Origin of the sequence: Clostridium magnum DSM 2767, assembly GCF_001623875.1 — a bacterium.
GTDB classification, from domain to species: Bacteria; Bacillota; Clostridia; order Clostridiales; family Clostridiaceae; genus Clostridium_AM; species Clostridium_AM magnum.
This window is the reverse complement of the sequence record NZ_LWAE01000001.1, coordinates 919,724-935,909: the sequence shown is the minus strand read 5'-3', so window position 1 is coordinate 935,909 and position 16,186 is coordinate 919,724. Positions and strand designations below refer to the sequence as shown.

The 16,186-nt window shown below is 31.1% G+C and carries 12 protein-coding genes; 1 reads left to right on the top strand and 11 read right to left on the bottom strand.

Features of this window, described 5'->3' with window-relative positions:
* Positions 1 to 120: 120 nt before the first annotated feature.
* From dnaK to gpr, 8 genes are all read right to left on the bottom strand, one after another.
* A complete protein-coding gene (gene dnaK, locus CLMAG_RS04515) occupies positions 121 to 1,974 on the bottom strand; it encodes a molecular chaperone DnaK (RefSeq protein ID WP_066618461.1) in 1,854 nt (617 codons plus the stop codon).
* Between the two features lie 74 nt (positions 1,975 to 2,048).
* Positions 2,049 to 2,681 carry a nucleotide exchange factor GrpE gene (gene grpE / locus CLMAG_RS04510; protein WP_066618457.1) on the bottom strand — a complete coding sequence of 211 codons (633 nt, stop codon included), beginning with the start codon at positions 2,679 to 2,681 and terminating at the stop codon, positions 2,049 to 2,051.
* 52 nt (positions 2,682 to 2,733) lie between these two features.
* Positions 2,734 to 3,771 (bottom strand): heat-inducible transcriptional repressor HrcA, encoded by a 1,038-nt coding sequence (hrcA, locus tag CLMAG_RS04505; protein ID WP_066618455.1) that lies wholly within the window; start codon positions 3,769 to 3,771, stop codon positions 2,734 to 2,736.
* A gap of 275 nt (positions 3,772 to 4,046) precedes the next feature.
* A complete protein-coding gene (gene hemW / locus CLMAG_RS04500; protein WP_066618454.1) occupies positions 4,047 to 5,201 on the bottom strand; it encodes a radical SAM family heme chaperone HemW in 1,155 nt (384 codons plus the stop codon).
* A gap of 22 nt (positions 5,202 to 5,223) precedes the next feature.
* The gene (gene lepA / locus CLMAG_RS04495) at positions 5,224 to 7,032 is read right to left on the bottom strand and encodes a translation elongation factor 4 (RefSeq protein ID WP_066618448.1); all 1,809 of its coding nucleotides are present in this window, start codon (positions 7,030 to 7,032) and stop codon (positions 5,224 to 5,226) included.
* Between the two features lie 155 nt (positions 7,033 to 7,187).
* Complete coding sequence (locus tag CLMAG_RS04490) at positions 7,188 to 7,553, bottom strand: hypothetical protein (RefSeq protein ID WP_175562174.1); 366 nt, start codon at positions 7,551 to 7,553, stop codon at positions 7,188 to 7,190.
* A gap of 296 nt (positions 7,554 to 7,849) precedes the next feature.
* A complete protein-coding gene (locus tag CLMAG_RS04485) occupies positions 7,850 to 8,929 on the bottom strand; it encodes a stage II sporulation protein P (protein WP_066618446.1) in 1,080 nt (359 codons plus the stop codon).
* Positions 8,930 to 9,049: 120 nt separating this feature from the next.
* Entirely contained in the window at positions 9,050 to 10,021 is a 972-nt protein-coding gene (gene gpr, locus CLMAG_RS04480) for a GPR endopeptidase (protein ID WP_066618444.1), read from the bottom strand.
* 223 nt (positions 10,022 to 10,244) lie between these two features.
* On the opposite strand from gpr, the gene rpsT reads away from it, so the two are divergent.
* Positions 10,245 to 10,511: a 30S ribosomal protein S20 gene (gene rpsT / locus CLMAG_RS04475; protein WP_066618441.1), complete on the top strand. Its 267-nt coding sequence runs from the start codon at positions 10,245 to 10,247 to the stop codon at positions 10,509 to 10,511.
* A gap of 85 nt (positions 10,512 to 10,596) precedes the next feature.
* On the opposite strand, the gene holA is transcribed toward rpsT, so the two are convergent.
* The 3 genes from holA to CLMAG_RS04460 are packed head-to-tail and all read right to left on the bottom strand — an operon-like array spanning position 10,597 to position 16,110.
* Positions 10,597 to 11,637 carry a DNA polymerase III subunit delta gene (gene holA, locus CLMAG_RS04470; protein ID WP_066618439.1) on the bottom strand — a complete coding sequence of 347 codons (1,041 nt, stop codon included), beginning with the start codon at positions 11,635 to 11,637 and terminating at the stop codon, positions 10,597 to 10,599.
* A gap of 32 nt (positions 11,638 to 11,669) precedes the next feature.
* The gene (locus tag CLMAG_RS04465; protein WP_242872925.1) at positions 11,670 to 13,463 is read right to left on the bottom strand and encodes a ComEC/Rec2 family competence protein; all 1,794 of its coding nucleotides are present in this window, start codon (positions 13,461 to 13,463) and stop codon (positions 11,670 to 11,672) included.
* Between the two features lie 46 nt (positions 13,464 to 13,509).
* Positions 13,510 to 16,110 (bottom strand): cation-translocating P-type ATPase, encoded by a 2,601-nt coding sequence (locus CLMAG_RS04460; protein WP_066618437.1) that lies wholly within the window; start codon positions 16,108 to 16,110, stop codon positions 13,510 to 13,512.
* Positions 16,111 to 16,186: the final 76 nt, after the last annotated feature.

Below are 16,186 nucleotides of genomic sequence, written 5' to 3'. Positions count from 1 at the left end.
TAAATAAGTTCTTTATTACTTAAAATTAAGGGAAGAGTAGAACTCATCCCTTAATCATTACAGCTATATATTATACACTATCATTATTAAATTAGTGAATAGTTATTTTAAAGATTTTAATTATTTATCATCTTCAACCTTAAAATCAGCATCTACTACGTTATCGTCTTTTTTAGTATCTGCATTTGCTCCACCCATGTTGTTTGGATCAAAACCAGCACCACCAGCTGCTGCTTCAGGATTTGCTTGATAAATCTTTGATGATACTGCATAGAATGCTTGAGTTAAATCTTCAGTTGCTTTCTTTATAGCTTCGATATCATTTCCATCTTTAACAGCATTTAATGCTTTAACTTTCTCTTCTATTGATGCCTTATCTTCTGCTGAAACCTTATCTCCAAGATCCTTTAATGTCTTTTCAGTTTGGTAAACTATTTGATCAGCATTATTCTTAACTTCTATTGACTCTTTTCTCTTTTTATCTTCTTCTGCAAATTTTTCTGCATCTTTAACAGCATTTTCTATTTCATCATCGCTTAAGTTAGTTGAAGCAGTGATTGTTATATTCGCTTCTTTTCCTGTTCCTTTATCCTTAGCTGAAACATTAACTATACCGTTAGCATCTATATCAAAAGTAACTTCTATTTGAGGAATTCCTCTTGGAGCTGGTGCTATACCTGAAAGAGTAAATCTTCCAAGAGTCTTGTTGTCAACAGCCATTTGTCTTTCACCTTGAACAACATGTATTTCAACAGATGTTTGGCCGTCTGCTGCAGTTGAGAATACTTGACTCTTCTTTGTTGGTATTGTTGTATTTCTTTCGATTAATGGAGTAGCAACTCCCCCTAAAGTTTCTATACCAAGGCTTAATGGAGTAACATCAAGAAGTAATACGTCCTTAACATCTCCAGTTAAAACACCTGCTTGTATTGATGCACCTACTGCAACACACTCGTCTGGATTAACTCCCTTTGAAGGATCTTTTCCAGTAAACTCTTTAACTGCATCTTGAACTGCTGGTATTCTTGTTGAACCACCAACAAGTATAACTTTATCTATATCACCTATTGTAAGTCCAGCATCGTTTAATGCTTTTCTCATTGGTTCTATTGTTCTTTGTACTAAATCATGAGTTAATTCATTAAATTTAGCTCTAGTTAAGTTTAAGTCTATGTGCTTTGGTCCTGTTGCATCTGCTGTGATGAAAGGAAGATTTATATTAGTTTGAGTTGATGATGATAACTCAATTTTAGCTTTTTCAGCTGCTTCCTTTAATCTTTGTAATGCCATTTTATCATTTCTTAAATCTATACCATTTTCAGCCTTAAATGTATCAGCTATATAGTTCATTATCTTTTCATCGAAGTCATCTCCACCAAGCTTTGTATCTCCATTAGTAGCTTTAACTTCAAATACACCATCACCTAGTTCTAGTATTGATACGTCGAAAGTACCACCACCTAGGTCATATACAAATATCTTTTGATTTGTGTCCATTTTATCCATACCATAAGCAAGTGCTGCTGCTGTTGGTTCGTTGATTATTCTTAATACTTCAAGTCCTGCAATCTTTCCAGCATCTTTTGTAGCCTGTCTTTGGCTGTCATTGAAATAAGCTGGAACTGTTATAACTGCCTGAGTAACTGTTTCTCCAAGGTATGCTTCTGCATCAGCTTTAATCTTTTGTAATACCATAGCTGATATTTCCTGTGGAGTATATTCTTTTCCATCTATATTTGTTTTATGGTTTGTTCCCATATGTCTCTTTATTGAAATTATTGTTTTATCTGGGTTTGTTATTGATTGTCTTTTTGCAACCTGTCCTACAAGTCTTTCACCATTTGCTTGGAAGGATACTACCGATGGAGTTGTTCTTGCACCTTCAGCATTTGCTATAACTACTGGATCTCCACCTTCCATAACTGCCACACAAGAGTTAGTTGTTCCTAAGTCAATTCCTATTACTTTTGCCATTATAAATTACCTCCTAAAATTTAACTTGCTTAAATTATATATTTTCAAAATTAATCTTATTGCTTTACCTAAGGCTAATTTGCAACTTTAACCATACTGTGTCTTAAAACTTTTTCACCTCTTTTATATCCCTTTTGGAATACTTCAACAACCTGGTTATTTCCATATTGGTCGTCATCTACATGCATTACTGCATTATGAACATGAGGGTTAAACTCACCCTCTGTTGAAATTTCTTCAACATTTAATTTCTCTAAAGCATTTTTAAATTGCTTTATTGTCATTTCTACTCCCTTTTTAAGGTCATCTACTGTTCCATCTACTGATATAGCTCTTTCTAAGTTATCAAGTACAGGAAGCATTTCTTTTAGAACATCTTCACAAGCATCAGTATATATACCTTCTTTTTCCTTAGCTGTTCTCTTTCTAAAATTATCATACTCTGCTACTGTTCTTGCCAATCTATCCTTTAGTGTATCATTTTCATTGCTCATCTTCTTATTTTCTTCTACTAGGTTCTTATTACTTTTTGTCAATTCATCTACTAAAGCTTGTGAAAGTTTATCAGAATCATCTGCAGCTACTTTATCAGTGTCAACTTCACATTCCTCTAAAACTTCCTCAGAATTATTTTCTAATTCTTCTTTAGGTTCATTGTCTCTAATTTCATTTTGATCTTCTACCTTTTTATCTTTTCTGTTGAACATTTAGATTTTTCCTCCAATCTAGCATTTCAAAATTACTATTACCGGTATCAAATTACCTATCATCGAAGTAAGAATGTGTTAAAATGTAATTCAACTCTCTTACTACATTACCTAATATAGATATAACCTTTGAGTAAGGTATTCTAGTCGGTCCAATTACTCCGATTTCTCCAATAGGCCTATCATTTAAGCTATAAACTGCAGAAACAACACTGCAATCTTCTGCACCTTCTATAAAGTTTTCATTACCTATCTTTACCGAAATATTTGAACCATTATTTAATAACCCTACGATTTTATCTTTGTTATCCAGCAATGATAAGAATTCACGTGCCTTTTCAATATCCTTATATTCAGGATAATTAAATATATTTGTTGTCCCTTCTGTATATATTTCTCGGTTGTCACTGCTACTTAAGCACTCATATAAAACTGGAATTGTAGCATTAAATATATCTTCATATCCTGCTAAGTCTATTCTTAAGTTATTAATAACTTCTAGATTTATCTGTTCACAATTTAGATCTTTCAATCTGATGTTTAATATATTACTTAATTTAGCTAATGCCTCTGCACTTACATTTTTGCCAACTCTTATAACATTATTTTTAATTATACCATTGTCTGTTATTATAACTAATAACACATTATTAGAGTCAATGTTAATAAGCTGTATATACTTTATATAACTTCTACTCACTGAAGGAGTTTTCACTATACATGTCAGTTTAGTAAGTTCAGATAGAAGTGATGTAGTCTGTTTTATTATTTTATCTATTTCAAACAAAGCTGTATCTATAATTTGAGTTTTTATTATATGTTGTTCCTCTGGTGTTAAGTTAGGTACATGCATTAATTTATCCACATATAACCTATATCCTTTATTAGAGGGCTTCCTACCTGATGAACTATGCAGTTGTTCCAAATACCCCATTTCCTCAAGATCAGCCATTTCATTTCTTATCGTGGCTGAACTTATCCCTAAGTCGTACTTTTTAGCTATGGTTCTGGATCCTACAGGCTCAGCAGTATTTATATAATCATTTATAATAGCCTGAAGTATTCTGATCTTTCTTTCATCCATTTCCATAATATCACCTCTTTATTAGCACTCATCATCGTTGAGTGCTAATCGCTATGATTAAAAAATATCACTCATGATTTTATTTGTCAACCTTCCATAAATCACAATATTTCATCATATAAAATAATTTTATAGATTTAAAAATGATATTTACTATATTTTCTCCATTTTTCTTTAAATATCTCATAATATCAATTGATTAATACTCCTCCATCCTTGCAAACCCTTATAAAATCTACTTTCACGGATTTTTTTCATTCGATTAAAATTAATAATATATCTCAATCTAATAAGAAATCACTCATTACAACATTAGAAACTTCTATTCCTCTGTCACTTAAAAACAGATTACCCTTATTTTCAACTAACAGTCCATCACATACATGTTTTCTTATAACATCTCCATATATAGAATATATTTCTACATTAAATCTCTTATAAAATTCATCAATGGAAATACCTGCTATCTTTCTCAATCCCATAAACATAAACTCTTCCATATCCTCTTTTACAGAGTTTTCATGAACATCTAGTTGTAGATTAGCTCCTAAGTTAACCCCTGCAATATATTCTTCTATATTTTCGGCTTTTCTATACCTCACACCATCAACATATGAATGAGATGCTGAGCCACAGCCAACATATTCCTCTAAATTCCAATAAATTAAATTATGATTACATTCTTTATTTTTTTTAGAAAAATTAGATATTTCATATTGATGATATCCGTTTGACTTAAGAAAATCCACTGCAAACCTATACATTTTTCTTTCTACTTCCTCTTCTGGAAGCTTAAACTTTTCCTCATCATACATTTTACAAAAGTGTGTATTTTCTTCTATTATAAGACTATAGCAAGATATATGCTCAGGCTCCATTTCCACAATCTGTTCTAAAGTTTCTTTCCAGTTGTCGTAACTTTGATCAGGAAGTCCAAACATTAAATCCACATTTATATTGTTAAATCCAATATTTCTTGCCAGTCTATAACTCTCTATAAATTCCTCAACAGTATGTACCCTACCAAGTTTTTTTAACATAGAATTCTGCCAAGCCTGGAGACCGATACTCAATCTGTTAACTCCCATTGTCTTTAAAAATTTGAGCTTTTCCTCAGTAAAAGTCCCTGGATTCCCCTCCACTGTAAACTCTAAATTTAGTGTCTTATCTAATTTATCAATAGAATTTTTTATATTATTCCATGCTTCTAACGATAAATAGGTGGGAGTTCCCCCACCTATGAATATAGTCTTTATGTTTCTTTCACCGATACTATTAATGTCTTTTGCTAGTGCTTGTGAATACTCTAACATAAGCTTTTCTTTTCCACTAAAAGATGGGAAATCACAATATAGACACTTTTGTTTACAGAAAGGAATGTGTATATATAATGCTACTTCATTTATTTCTTTACAACCTAATTTCTCTGAATTCATGAAGACACACCCTCTTCTTTCTCTATTCCTCTGTTTTTAAAATTGCCATAAATGCTTCCTGTGGAACTTCTACACTTCCAACCTGTCTCATTCTCTTCTTTCCTTCTTTTTGTTTTTCAAGAAGCTTTCTCTTTCTTGATATATCTCCACCATAACATTTTGCTAATACATCTTTTCTCATAGCTTTAACAGTTTCTCTTGCTATAACTTTTCCGCCAACAGCAGCTTGAATAGGTATTTCAAACATTTGTCTTGGGATAATTTCCTTTAATTTCTCCGCTATAGCTCTTCCTCTCGCATATGCCCTTTCATCCGGAACTATCATAGATAAAGCATCCACTATATCTGCATTTAAAAGTATATCAAGCTTCACGAGTTTTGCTTCGCTATACCCTGATAGTTCATAATCTAGGGAAGCATATCCTCTAGATCTTGATTTTAAGGCATCAAAAAAGTCATATATTATTTCATTCAATGGAATTTGATAATTCAAACTTACTCTGGTTGTATCTATATATTGCATATCTTTAAATATTCCACGTCTATTTTGTGCTAAATCCATAACTGGGCCAACATAATCAGAGGGAGTTATTATAGATGCATTTACAATTGGCTCTTGCATATACTTTATTTCTGTAGTATCAGGAAGATTAGTTGGATTTGTAAGTTCTATAACAGTACCATCAGTTTTTCCTATTTTATATATAACGGATGGAGCTGTAGTTATAATATCTAGGTTAAATTCTCTTTCTATTCTCTCCTGTATTACATCCATGTGTAAAAGTCCTAAAAATCCACATCTAAATCCAAAGCCTAGAGCTATAGACGTTTCTGGCTCAAAAGATAGTGCTGCATCATTTACTTGAAGTTTTTCAAGAGCTTCTTTTAATTCATTATATTTAGCTCCATCTACCGGATAGATACCACTGAACACCATTGGAACTGCTGGTCTATATCCTTCTAGCGCTTCACCTGCAGGCCTCTTAGCTTCTGTTACCGTATCTCCAACACGAGCATCTCTAACATTTTTTATTGAAGCTGTAAAGTATCCAACATCTCCAGCCTTTAATTCTGGAACCGCTAAGTATGTCGGTACAAATATCCCCGTCTCTGTAACTTCGTATACTTTATTTGATGCCATTAACCTTATTTCAGTTCCAGGTTTTATATTACCCTCTTTAACTCTTATATGAGACACAACGCCCCTATAAGTGTCGTAATACGAATCAAAAATAAGAGCTCTTAGCGGTGCTTCCTCATCACCAGCTGGTGCTGGAACCTTTTCTACCACTGCCTCTAGCACATCTTCTATATTAATTCCTGTTTTAGCTGAAACTAAAGGTGCATCATGAGCTTCTATGCCTATTATATCCTCTATTTCTTGTTTTACTTCCTCTGGTCTTGCACTAGGTAAATCTATTTTATTTATTACTGGAACCACTTCCAAATCATGATCTAATGCTAAATAACAATTAGCTAAAGTCTGAGCCTGTATCCCTTGAGTAGCATCTACTACTAATATAGCTCCTTCACAAGCTGCTAAACTTCTAGAAACCTCATAATTAAAATCTACATGTCCTGGGGTGTCTATAAGATTTAAAATGTACTCTTCACCGTTTGGTCTTTTATAAACAAGTCTTACGGCCTGTGACTTTATTGTTATTCCTCTTTCTTTTTCAAGCTCCATATTATCAAGTACCTGTTCTTCCATTTCTCTCTCAGTAAGGGTACCTGTTTTTTGTATTAATCTATCTGCAAGGGTTGACTTACCATGATCTATATGAGCAACTATTGAAAAATTTCTTATATATTTTTGTCTTTCGCTCTGCATACTGCTTTTAACCTCCATTACTAATTCACAATTTAAAAGACTTGCAGATTGTTGCAAATCTTTTGTATACCCTAAATACTATAAGTAGTCATAGTAGATTATAACACAAGAGTACTATAGTGAAAAGTATATTGTACCTAAATTACACTAGGCTCTCACTTAACTTTATTCTGTATTTTATTACCTATCTTATCTTCTAAGTTTTTAAATACATTTGTTGTATTATTTATAAAGTTAGAAGTCTTATTCATAATTTTAGAGGTACTCTTTTGAAACCCATCTTCGATATTTACCAATAGTCTTTCAGAGCTACTTTTCATATTTTCCACTACCTTTTTATTTACATAAAAAGAATATCCATGAAGATCCATTCTAAAATCAAAAGGAGATAATGTATAATTTATTTTAAGCGACGATCTATCCTTTATAAACTTTGGTAGACTATTGCTTATATTTACAAAACCATATGTGACTATTGTAAAACATATTATTATAACTAATATAATTCCTTTCTTCCTCAAAATAAAAAACACCCCTAAGCATAAATTAGAAACTGAAATTAAAATATATCTCTCCTCATATCAAAATTTCAATTATCCTATTATTTAAGGATGTACTCTTTTTACACTATTTATTCAAATTTATGTAATCTTTATTAACTTTTGTTAATACATCTCAAAAATATACTAACAGATTGATCAATTATTTTTTTAAGATACCCAAGTACAAACTAGCTGGCAAATACTTAGAAATAAAACTAAACCTAAGAATTAGATAAGCCTTCGCCCTATCTAGTTCTTAGGTTAAAATACTACAACTATCTATTTAAACATTCAGCTATAATTCTAGCAATATATTTTGCTGACGCCTTTGATTCGTCTGTTGTATTAATGTCTGCACCTACTTCTATTAATATAGCATTATTGCTCTTATCTTGATTAAAATACCTTGTACCATAATTATAGTATATCACTCCCCTACATAAACCAGGGAATAACTTATCAGAGGTCTGAATAAACTTATTTGCAAGAGCCATATTTTTATCAAAGTGTGGATTTTTTCTAGCCATAACTAAGGATATTTTAGCTACATTTTCTCCATTCATTTTCGTAGTAATCGCCTTCTTATCCTCAACTGAATCTCTATGCAAGTCTATTATTAATTTAAAATCACCATATTGTTTTAAGTACTTATCTAATGTTACTGCGGATCTAGCATAACTTTGAGTATAGGCCTCTAAATCGTGTACAGTTTTATCATTTATTGCAGATATTCCATAATTTGATTGAAGTTCATTTACTAACACATCACCTACGGCAACAACATTTTGTGTATTATCTGAACTTATTGCATTACCTGGTTTGTAACTTTCTGTAGTGTGGGTGTGGTATATTAAGACTTCAGGCTTATTAGCGTTTATAGCCTTTTTTAATTTTGGATCATATAAATTTACCACTTTATTTTCTAAATCCAAATTATCATTAGAATTTTGCCCAGAATTATTAACCTCTCTTGATACTTGCTTATCATCAAGTTTAAACTGATTAAAGTCTACATTTGGTTTATCTTTTGAACTTGTATCATTTAATCCAATGAAAGCTACCTCTCTGCTAAGTACTGATAGAGGACTATTTAAATTAAGTCCAATCATTTGTAATGCAGTCTGACCAATGGAGAATCCATTTTCCGCCATATCATCCTCATTAAAAGCTGTGGCCTTAACTACAGGCATAGCATAGTTTAAAATCTCAACATAGACCATGTTTCTTTTAATATTACTACTAGTAGTGTTAGCTCTCGCTGCACATGGTAAAATAATAATCAGTAGTGCACTTAGCATTAAAATAAATGCCTTTAGTTTAAAGTCTTTTTTCTTATTTATCTTTTTGTAACTCAATTACTTCACCGCCATGAAAAATCTCAAAGCAGCTTCCCCCCTCTCATGTAAATCTATCTTCTGCATAGTTCTGGTATAATAAATTTATATGTGAGGGGAATCTATTCTATTACTATGAATTTAATTCAAAAATTTATTTATATCCTCTATATCCAAAGCTGGCTGAAGAGCTATATTTATTCCATTTGCAATTACTTTAGAAACAGAATCTATTACTACATCCACTTCCTTTGGAGTCACCATAAGATTTCCTACATATGGATTCAAAATATCCTGAATCATTCTTTGTTTTTCATTTTTATCTATTGATTTTAACATATTATAAAACTCTCCACCCTTTTGGGATTGCTCTATCATTTCATCTAAAACCATATCAATAGTATCATTAGCCATAGTTGCTGCATCAACAACTGTTGGTACTCCTATAGCTATCACAGGTATTCCTAAGGTTTTCTCGCTTATTTCCATTCTCTTATTCCCTACTCCAGAACCTGGAGATATACCTGTATTACCAATTTGTATAGTTGAATTTACTCTTTCCATTTTTCTAGATGCTAAAGCATCTATACATACTATTAAGTTTGGTTTTACTCTTTCTACAACACCCTTTATAATTTCTCCTGTTTCCATGCCTGTAAGTCCTAAGACTCCTGGTGCTATGGCACATACTGGTCTAATTCCCTCATCAATTTGATCTGGTATTAATTGCTTTAAATGTCTTGTTACCATAATTTTCGAAACAACCTTAGGCCCCAATGCATCTGGAGTTACATTCCAATTCCCAAGACCTACTACTAAGGCTGTCATGCTGTCATCAATTTTTATCATAGTGGAAAGAGTTTTACCAAGAACTCTACTTAGATCATCCATAGTCTCTCCATCATAATGAGTAAATCTAGGCATATCTATAGTCACATATGTACCCTTTGGTTTTCCCATCATCCTTTCTCCAACGTCATTTATTACTTTTACATAAGTTATCTTTATATCTCCTTCAACATTTTCTTGAACTTCTACTCCCGGTATTTCATTATTCTGTTTTTGATATATCTCTTTTGCTTCTACAGCTAAATCTGTTCTAATACTAAACATAACTTCACTCCTTCCAACATTTATCCTTGTCTAAAATACCTCAATTTTTAGTATTAGGTTCTCCTTATTTCTGTGACCTATTCCTTTTTACCTATTGACAAAAAAAAACACTTGAAGGTAGTGTTGTTTAATGCTATAATATCATTTGTTGAATAAACGAGACTCACTAGCAAATTTTCCCCAAAGCTGTTGAGACCCTATAAAAATATAAGGGGGTGAAATTATGGCAAATATTAAATCAGCTCAGAAGAGAATCAAAGTTACTGAAACTAAGACTCTTAAGAACAGAATGATCAAATCAGCATTGAAAACTGCTGTAAAGAAATTCTTAGTTGCTGTGGAAGGCGGAAACGCTGAAGAAGCTAAAACTACTTTTGTAGCTGCTGTTAAAGCACTAGATATGGCTGCATCAAAAGGAATAATACATAAAAACAAGGCAGCAAGAAACAAGTCAAGATTAGCTGCAAAGTTAAACGGCTTAACTGCTTAATAAATAAACCGGTTTTTTCAACCGGTTATTTATTTTTTTGTTTATTTATTTGATGACCATCTGCTCTTATGCCTCCAGTTTTCATTTATCCCGCAATAGCACTTATTATTAAAAGTTCCATTTCTGTTTTTTCATTTACAGATGAGCTTTTTATTTTTTGCTCTGTATTTAAACAAAGTTCTATAGCCCGTCGAAGTTGCCTTATAGTGAATTTCTTGCTTTGACTTATGAGCATATCACAGGCATATTCAGATCTAATATTCAATTCCTTCATGATATCTTGTTTGCCTTTTCTATTTTCTAAACTAACCTTTACTCTAAACAATAAATTAAATTGTCTCTCAATCATATTTAGTATGTGAGGTATTTTTTCACCTTTATATATAAGCTCATTTAAGACCCCCAGAGCTTCTCTTGCCTTCTTCTGTGATATAGGATTTACTAAATCAAATATATCATCATCATTGCTCTTTAGGAATAATGTTTTAATATCATCTTTAGTTATTTCTCTATCATCAACATAACAGCAAAGTTTTTCCACTTCATTTTCAATTACACTTAAATTGTTATCTTCCATTAAGCTACAAAAAACTTTTAACTCTATTCTTTCTATTTTTTTACCTCTAATTTCAAAAAAGCTTTTTACTTTGCCTTCCAGTTGCTGACCTTTTATTTTATCTGCTTTAATTACACATACTTTTTTATCCATCGCATATATTCTTTTACCAGGTTTATCCCTCTTACCTTTAAATACATCATAAAGAATTAGAACACAATGTGATGGTACATTCTTTATATATTCACTAACCTCTTTAAAAGATTTATCTGCCGAAAGTTTACTATCGCCTTTTTCATCTTGAATAAAAGATGCTCTATATATTAATACAACTTTCTTATCGCTCATAAATGGTAAAGTTTGACAAGCGTTAACTACAGGATCAAAGCTATCTAATGAATTTCCATCAAACTTAACATAATTTAGCTCCATAAAGTTCTTATCTAGAAGTTTATTTACTATAGAGTAAACCCCTTCTTTAATAAGCTGTTCATCACTACCACAAAAAACATAACAATTTTCTATAGAACCTTTCTTAACATTTTCCTTCAAAGTAAATATATCTATCATTTTTAAGCACCTCAAAACTAACTATCTATTTACTAGTACATATTAAATACCCTGTTAAACATTATAACATATAAATTATACTTATTTTCGCTAGTATAATCTGTATTTTTAAATGAATTATTTGACATATCCCTAGCAGGAAGTTTCGTTATACTGTCAGCATTAAAGGCTGCTATATCGTCCTTTTTCACATCACTATTAATAAATATTAGCTTTGTATCTCTATCTAGAAAGGCTAGGTTTATAGATTTATTTTTATAATAAGGAATCACCTGCACACATAAACCGCTATTAAGTTTAATTAAGGAGCTATTTTGAGGATTAGTAATAATTTTATTCACACCCATTTCCTCTTTAATACTTATTACCTTCTTTGCTGAAGATTGATCATAATTGCATATCATGGTACTATCCATCTTATACTTTATAATAACAGCTTCTCCATTCAGAAACTTGGTATAGTAAACCTGTGGAACAAAGCTATAACTTGAGCATACCATCGTAAGCAAAACAAAAACAGGTAAGTATTTGAACTTTTTATATCCGTGCCTGTAAAATACAAAACTCATATATATCAAAATAAAAGCTATGCCATCTAAATATCCTAAAAGAGTAACAGCAGGACATACTTTTAAAATCAAATAGTTTGCTCCCTCAACAGCGGTCAGTATAAAATTTATCCCAAAATTCAAAAATTGAAATACTGGTTTTATAGAACAGCATAGAAGCGCTATATTTCCTAATATCACTAAAACTGAATACATAGGAAGCAGAAGTACATTTCCTATTATAAACCCTCCACTAAAACTCTGTATAGTAAATGCAATATAAGGCATAGAGAATATTTGAGAGCTTAAAGTTATACTTAAACTTTCTCCAAGGATTTCAGGTAACTTATATAAAAATCTCAATATTTTTTTATAATATAAAAGTATGCCAATTGTAGCTAGAAATGAAAGCATAAATCCAATATCCATTATATAGTAAGGCTTTATTAACAGTAAAATTAATGCTGAAAAGCTTAGAGAAGACATGCTATCATAATTTTTAAATACTAATTTTGAAAACTTAAATATAAATATCATTATAAATGCTCTTACAGTGGATGCTTGAATTCCAGTAAAGAGTATATAAATAAAGCAGACTAAAATAGAAAGCTTTAATCCTATTAATCCTTCTAATACTTTGTAGATAATCGCCATATGAAATCCAGATACACTAACAGCATGAACTACTCCTAGTTGTTGAAATTTGCTTTTCTGACTCATAGAAAGGTATTCTGTGTCACCATAACACAACGCCATTATAATTGCTGATTTTTCTTCACCTAGAATTTCTTTAAATTGCACATATATATTTCTCTTTACATCGTACAAATAATAAATAAAGTCATTTTTGCCCCTGACGTATTTTTCTATATCATATTTACCTATAATCCCTCTAGGGTAATCCTTGTTACTTTCGAATTTTCCATATACATCTAATTTTTCCCCTTCTTTAATATCCTTTATTTTTCCACTCAGCATAAGCTTTCTACCTTTATAATTTCCTTGGTAATAGTATCCTTTCTTATCATCTACTCTAACTTCTATATGATTTGGAACCTTTAGGTTAAAGTACATCATAAAGCTAAAGATACCCATTAAAAAGAAAATGATATTTATAATAAAAAAGTTCCTGTCTATTGTAAAAAAGAAAATAGTAAAAAAAGATGCAGCAATAACTGCACCTATTATTAGATTCTGATATAACATAAAGGCGGAAAGACATCCTATGAATACTGAAACAGCATAATACATCATAGGTTTTTTTATATTTTCAACCATTTCGCAGTCCACCTCCCCCTGTTATTCTATCCAGGTAACAGGAAAATTAATCATACTGCCCTTCTTCATTAAACTTACCAACCATCGCTATTACAATCCATATACACATGAAAATGCCTACAGTCTTCCAATAGGCTATATTAATTATGATTGCTATCCCATAGATTATAATCGAAAATACAAATTGTATAATAACATTTAGTAATATAATCAAATTAGAAATCTTACTCTTAAATAGTAACTTATTTGAAAAACTATAATTAAAAAACACAGCATTTAAATTTAATATAGTAAAGGCAGTAACTTGGGCAAATCCGATTCCCTTACTATAACCTAGTACGAAGACTACAAAAGCTATGATTCCCATTAAAACTCCACGTGATACTATAAAAAGTGCTCTCTCTTTTATAATATTTTTATCAATAACTGACTCTACACCATATAAAACTTCATCCTTATACTGATATATTAAGGCTAAAGATGATAGTATCATTATGATATTATTAAACCAAAAGGCTTCTACAGCCATTAATGGCACTTTATATTTCCACGAATAGATAAGTGTTATGAATGTAACCATAGTAACACTGCAACTGACAATATAAGAAATTACTTTTTTTAACACACTGACTATTTTTCTTGAATCTTCTAACACATTTAGAATATCTACAAAATTAATATTATTTAATAGAACATCTGATAGCTTTTTTACTATATTACTCTTTGAAGTAGTAATTCCTATATCTGAAATTTTTAGCGAGGGTAAGTCTACTAACTTCGAACCTGTTATAGCTGTAGTATATCCATAGCCCTTTAGCGCCTTTATTGCTTTCACTTTATTCCTTGGGCTTATTCTTGAGAAAATACCTATTTTCTCTCCGATACGTTCAAATTCCTCATCAGACATATTATCAATTTCTACACCGGATACAATTTCTTGAAGTTTTGATATAACTCCCATCTTTTTACCAAACGCAAAAGCAGTGAGTTTACTATCCTCTGTTATAATAATAGGTTTAATCCCCAATGCCTTACTCTTTTTTATAGACTCTATGGCTTCTTCTCTTAAGACATTTTCAAATCCGACTAATCCAACAAAGACCAAATTACTTTCAATATTTTCCTTACGGCTTGGCTCATAATTAAAGTTTCTATATGCGAATCCAATTACAGATAGACTTTCAATTGACATAGTTATATCTGCTTTTTTAATTGCATTTATATCCTCTTCTGTAATCTCTGTTTCTACACCATTCTTCATTATATGGGTGCATCTACTTAAAAGAGAATCAACAGTACCTTTAATGTTCGCTCTATAATTTTCATCTATGACATTTATTGTAGTCATTATTCTTCTTTCAGTATCAAAAGGAATTTGAAGAACTCTTCTATGTTCTCTATCAAGTCTTTTCTTATCCATACCATTTTCTAACCCAAAAGCAATAAGAGCAAGTTCAATTAGATCATTTTTCGGACTTACTATTTTACCTACATTAGTTTTAGTATCATTACATAAAACTCCTATGCTAAGTATTCTATATAGGTTTCCGTTTTTTGCGCCTTGTTCATTGTTATCTAAAAATTGTCCATAAGTATCAACTATATTTCCATCGGTATATACCTTAACTGCTTTCACCTTATCCTTAGAAAAGGCTCCTACTTTATCAGTACAAATAGCATTTACAGAAGAAAACTTCTCTACTACAGATATATTTTTCATAATTATAGAACTTTTCTTCATCTTCTTAAATAATATAGCCGAAACTATTGTAATAACAATCACCATACCTTGAGGAATGGAACTAAGTACGAATACAGCGGAATCTCTAAGTATATAAGTTATTTTCTCCTTAAAAACCATGCTGCCTACAGAAATATTGAATATCATAAAAGCTAATATAAGCACACTGACATAATTAATTATCTTATTTACTCTTCGGTTAAAATACTCAGTTTTTTCCTTTTCTCCAAAAAACAATTTAATTATATTAGATATTTGAGTATCCATACCAGTGGCAATAACAATTCCCGTTCCACTTCCACCTACCACCACTGAAGCTTTAAATAGAATATTTTTCATATCAGACAATGCTAATTCTTTATCCTCTATTTTAGTCTCATATTTTTCAGATATAAAATTTTCACCTGTAATTGATGATTCATTTACCTTTAATTCATCACTTTCTATTACTCTTAAGTCTGCAGGTACACCTTCTCCTTTTCCTACAATAACAATATCTCCAACAACTAATTCTGTAGAAGGTATTTTTAAAGTTCTTCCTTCTCTGACTACTCTTGCAAAGCCCTTATTAAATCTTTGGAGCTCCTTAATATTCTTTTCTTCATTGTATTCATTTAGCGCAAAACAAAGAGTACTTACAATTATAATAGTTACTCCCATTCCTGCCATTGCAAATTCTTGAAAATACAAAAAGATTGCCGAGCAGATAAATAATAATATTATCCATAATTCCTTTACTTGATTCATAATTAATGAAGTTAAACTTTTTGTTTTTGGTATAAGAATTACATTTTCCCCATACTGCTCTCTATAAGGCTTTATTTGCTCCTCGTCAAGACCGGAATATATATTGCTTTTTAAACTTTTTACTGCTTCACTCCAAGGACTGCCATACCATTGAATCATACCTTTCCACCTTTCCATGCCAGTATAATTAATATTATTATATCATATAAAAACAATTGATAAAGCAGTTAGTGTA